The sequence below is a fragment of the Croceibacterium soli genome (assembly GCF_009828065.1).
Classification (GTDB): domain Bacteria; phylum Pseudomonadota; class Alphaproteobacteria; order Sphingomonadales; family Sphingomonadaceae; genus Croceibacterium_B; species Croceibacterium_B soli.
On sequence record NZ_WTYK01000013.1, the window covers coordinates 1 to 4,946 of the forward strand.

A 4,946-nucleotide genomic window follows, 5' to 3' on the forward strand; every position below is an offset into this window, starting at 1 on the left:
GGCCTGGCTCAACCGATCGTCCAGGCCAGCCCCCTCCACCGCCTTCGGCGGTCCCCCTCCCCCAGAGGGGGAGGATTGGGTTAGCCCTTCGCCTCGCGCGGCATTGTGAAGGTGAAGCGCGTCTCCTCGTCCGTCGAAGTGACCTCCATCGTACCGCCGTGCGCCTTGGCGATCTCCTTGACGATGAACAGGCCCAGGCCGAGGCCCTGCTTGCTCTCCCTGGCCTGGCCGCGGAAGAACGGCTGGAACAGGTGCTCGCGCACGTTCTCGGGGATCGCCTCGCCGCCGTTGGCGATCGAGAGGCGAAACGCCTCGTCGGTCGTGGTCGCTTCCAGGATGATCGGCTGGTCCGGCGACCCGTGCGTGGCGGCGTTCGCCAGCAGGTTCGAAGCCATCTGGCCGATCCGGTCCGGATCGCAGTCGACCGGGTGGGCGATCTCGATCCGGGCGCGGAACTCCCGGTCGGGATCGATCGCCCGCATTTCGACCAGCACCTGCTCGAGGATCGGCGCGAGCGGCTTGTCGCGGTCGCGAGCGAGCGGGATCCCGCTGCCGAGCTTGCCACGGGCGAAATCGAGCACATCGTCGATCAGGCGGTTCGCGCGATCCACGCTGCGGTTCATCTCCCCGATGATCGCCTCTTCCCGCGCCGTGCGGCCTTCGCCCTTGCCCAGCAGGCGAAGGCCGGAGCGAATCGCCGCCAGCGGGTTGCGTAGATCGTGCCCCAGCACGGCCATGAACTGGTCGCGCAGCTCCAGCGCGGTGCGCTCGCTTTTCGCTTCGGCTTCGGCCTTGATGCGCGCTTCGATCAGGCTGCGCTCGAAGCTCCGCCGGTCGACCGCCTTGAACACCGTCAGGCGGGAGAACAGGTGCTCGCCGTCCGCGCCGCGCCGTTCCGCGGCGTTGGCGATCACCGGGATCTTCTCGTTCGCCGCATCGACCAGGTCGAGCGCGATCTCGTGGACATGGCCCTGCAGCCGCAGCAGCGGCGCCAGATGCGTCTCGAAGGCGATCTTGCCGCCGAAGCTCAGGATCTGGTGGATCGAGCGGCCGAGCAGTTCGTCGCCCCGCCTCCCGAGCCAGTCGGCCAGCGTACGGTTGATCTTGACGATGCGCCCATCGGGCGAGAGCGACAGATAGCCGCACGGCGCATTGTCGTACAGGTCCGCCAGGTCTTCTGTTGGAACGGCCTCAGACAAAAGCGCGTATCGCCGCCGTGACTTGCTCCGGGGCGCTCAGGTTGGGGCAGTGTCCGCTTGCCTCCAGCAGCACGTATTCGCTGTTCGGCACTTTGGCGGCGACATACTCGCCGACGCATTCCGGCGCGATGATGTCCTGCCTGCACTGCAGGACCAGCGTCCGCGCGGGGATGGACGGCAGGTCGGCCCGGTTGTCGGAGAAGAACGTCACGCCGGCGAATTCGCGGGCGATATCCGGATCCGTGCTGCAGAAGCTGTTGGTCAGCCGCTCGCCCAGCTCGGGCCGGTCGTCGTTGCCCATGATCGCCGGGGCCATCGCCGCCGACCACCCGAGATGGTTCTCGGCCAGGAATTCCAGCAGCTCCTCGACCTGCTCGTGGGAGAAGCCGCCGGTATAGTCCCCGTCGTCGATATAGCGCGGGGAAGGGCCGACCATGATCAGCTCCGAGAACATCTCCGGCGCGCGGATGCTGGCGAGCGCGCCGATCATCGCGCTGACCGAATGGCCGACGAACACCGCATCTTTCAGCTCCAGCGCGCGGCCGATCTCGACGACATCCTCGGCATAGCCGTCGAGGCGCGAGTACTTTTTGGAATCGTATGCAGTGAGGTCCGACAGCCCGGCGCCGACATGGTCGAACAGGATGACGCGGAAATCGTCCTCGAACGCGTGAGCCACATCCTTCCACATCGTCTGGTCGCAGCCGAAGCCATGGGCGAACATCATCGAGCGCGGCCCGCTCCCGGTGATCTGTACGTTGTTGCGCTTCAATGCCATCGCCGGAACGCCTAGCACCACTTTGCCCGTTGACCTAATATCCCGCGCGCACCGTTACGCTGCCGCGCCTTGACCTCGCCTGCCTCCCGCGTAAGTGCGCCTCACCATGACCGCAACCTTGCGCCTGTTCAACTCGCTGACCCGCCAGGTCGAACCTTTCCGGCCGATCCATGAGGGCGAGGCGCGTGTCTATACCTGCGGGCCTACGGTCTACAACTACCCGCACATCGGCAACATGCGCGCCTATGTCTTCGCCGACATCCTCGGGCGCACGCTGAGCTGGAAGGGCTACAAGCTCACCCACGTCATCAACATCACCGACGTCGGCCACCTGACCGACGACGCCGACGCGGGCGAGGACAAGCTGGAGAAAGCCGCCGCCGAGAAGGCCCAGTCGATCTGGGACATCGCCCGGCACTATACCGAGGCTTACTGGTCTGACGTGAAGGCGCTGAACATCCGCCAGCCCGCGCACTGGTCGATCGCCACCGACTATATCGACCAGATGATCGAATTCGCCGTGCAGATCGCCCCGCGACATTGCTACGAACTCGACAACGGTCTCTACTTCGATGTCTCGACCGTCGCCGACTATGGTCGCCTCGCCCGCGCGGTGACCGAAGACGGGGAGGGCCGGATCGAAGCCGTCGAAGGCAAGCGCAACGCCGCCGATTTCGCAATCTGGCGCAAGACTCCGCCCGGCGAGAAGCGCCAGATGGAATGGGATTCGCCCTGGGGCCGCGGCGCGCCCGGCTGGCACCTCGAATGCTCGGTGATGAGCGGCAAGCTCCTCGGCTTCCCGTTCGACATCCACACCGGCGGCATCGACCACCGCGAGATCCACCACCCGAACGAGATCGCCCAAAACCAGGCGTTCTGCTGCGCGGGCGGCCTCGGCGAGCCCGCCAACAGCGGCGCCCGTGTGTGGATGCACAACAACTTCCTGGTCGATCGCAGCGGTAAGATGAGCAAGAGCGCGGGCGAGTTCCTCCGCCTGCAGCTCCTGATCGACAAAGGCTACCACCCGCTCGCCTACCGCATGATGTGCCTCCAGGCGCACTACCGCAGCGAGCTGGAGTTCAGCTGGGACGGCCTGGGCGCCGCGCTCACCCGCCTCAAGCGCATGGTCATCGTTGTGCAGGGGCTCAAAGCTCGTCATGCCGAACTCGTTTCGGCATCCATCGCGCCACCCGCACCGCCCTCGCCGGAGGAGGGATGGACCCTGAACCAGGTTCAGGGTGACGTCGGGGAGAAGGTCAGGCCCCTGCTCGAGAAATTCGACGCAGCCATCGCCGACGATCTCAACACCGCCATCGCTTTGACCGTCGTCGAGGATGTCCTCGCGCTCAAGAAAGTCGATCCGCGCGAAAAGCTCCTGGCGGTCGCCGCGATGGACGGAGTCCTCGGGCTCGATCTCCTCCGCCTCACCCGTGCCGACCTCCGCCTCCGGCCGAAGCACGCCCGGATCGCCGAAGCCGAGATCGAGGACGCGCTCGCTCGCCGCAAGGCCGCCCGCGCCGAGAAGGACTTCGGCACCTCCGACGCCATCCGCGACGAACTCGCCGCCCAGGGCGTCGAAGCCATGGACGGCGACCCGCTCGGCTGGGAGTGGAAGCTCTGACCCTCGCCGTCCTCCCGGCACGCATGCGCTCTCTCGTGGAGCCGCTCATGCCGCAAGGGATCGAACCGCTCTGGTGGTCCTCGCCCGAGGAACTGCAGGCGCTCGCACCGCGGGCCGAGATCGGCTGGTTCGACCTTCACACGAAGCCGCCCGTGCTCGCCGCCGTAGCAAGCGCCGGGAACCTGCGCTGGCTCAACACCGCCTACACCGGCGTCGACTGGCTGCCGCTGGCGGAGCTGGAGCGGCGCGGCGTTGCGCTGACTTGCGGCACCGGTCTGACCGCCACCGCCGTGGCCGAGTTCGCCGTCATGACCATGCTGGCGGTGGCCAAGGACTATCCAGCCGTGGTCCGCGCGCAGGACCGCGGCGAATGGCTGGACCGTCCGCCCGGCACCCGCGAGCTTGCGGGCAGCAAGGCGCTGATCCTGGGGCAGGGGGCCATCGGCCGGGCGATCGATCGGATGTTGCAGGGCTTTTCCGTGGAGACCGTCACCGTCCGCCGCCGCGCGGGCGAGGGCGCGCTCGGCCCCGGCGAATGGCAGGCCCGCCTCCGCGAGTTCGACTGGATCGTCCTCGCGCTGCCCGGCACGGCGGAGACCCGCGGCCTGATCGGCGCCGCCGAGCTGGCGGCGATGAAACCCGATGCCGTCCTGGTGAACTACGCCCGCGCCGACGTGATCGACCAGGCAGCCTTGGTCGAAGCCTTGCGCGAAAACCGCATCGCCGCCGCGGTGCTCGACGTGACCGATCCGGAGCCCCTGCCCCCCGGCCACCCACTCTGGTCGCTCGACAACGCCCATATCACCATGCACCTCTCCGGCATCCCCACCGACCCAAGCCTCCGCCGCGCCGCCGAACGCTTCGCCCGCAACTGCCAAGCCTTCACCACCGGCAAACCCCTCGAAGCCCAAGTGGATCTCAAGCTGGGCTACTAAAATCCTCCCCGGGACGGGGAGGGGGACCGCTCGCGCAGCGAGTGGTGGAGGGGGCCCGCGGCGATCGCCCCCGCCACCGCAAGCTCTGCGCGTGCGGCGCGATGGATCCTGAAACAAGTTCAGGATGACGATGTTAATTGAAGAGCTGCTCCCGGCTGCCCCCACCTTTATTCTCACTCCTAACCTTCATCGTCACCCTGAACTCGTTTCAGGGTCCATGGCCACGGGCACAGACGTCTGCTGGTACGCCGCACGCAGCGACCCATCCCAAAATCCTCCCCGGGACGGGGAGGGGGACCGCTCGCGAAGCGAGTGGTGGAGGGGGCCCGCGGCAATCACCCTCGCCCCCGCAAGCACTTCGCGTGGGGCGCGATGGATCCTGAACCAAGTTCAGGATGACGAGGTTTTGTGAC

Annotated in this window: 4 protein-coding genes; 2 read left to right on the plus strand and 2 right to left on the minus strand. The window is 67.2% G+C overall.

Translation table 11 applies throughout. The features are described from left to right. Positions 1-80: 80 nt before the first annotated feature. Positions 81-1,199 (minus strand): PAS domain-containing sensor histidine kinase, encoded by a 1,119-nt coding sequence (locus tag GRI75_RS14325; protein ID WP_160747685.1) that lies wholly within the window; start codon positions 1,197-1,199, stop codon positions 81-83. Further along, positions 1,192-1,977: an alpha/beta fold hydrolase gene (locus GRI75_RS14330; RefSeq protein WP_160747686.1), complete on the minus strand. Its 786-nt coding sequence runs from the start codon at positions 1,975-1,977 to the stop codon at positions 1,192-1,194. The genes GRI75_RS14325 and GRI75_RS14330 overlap by 8 nt, the downstream gene beginning before the upstream one ends. Positions 1,978-2,083: 106 nt before the next feature. Between GRI75_RS14330 and cysS the strand changes: the two genes are divergently transcribed. Continuing rightward, entirely contained in the window at positions 2,084-3,598 is a 1,515-nt protein-coding gene (gene cysS / locus GRI75_RS14335) for a cysteine--tRNA ligase (protein ID WP_160747687.1), read from the plus strand. Between the two features lie 23 nt (positions 3,599-3,621). Further along, positions 3,622-4,533, plus strand: a complete 912-nt coding sequence (locus GRI75_RS14340; RefSeq protein WP_235911684.1) for a D-2-hydroxyacid dehydrogenase — start codon at positions 3,622-3,624, stop codon at positions 4,531-4,533. The last annotated feature ends 413 nt before the right edge of the window (positions 4,534-4,946 follow it).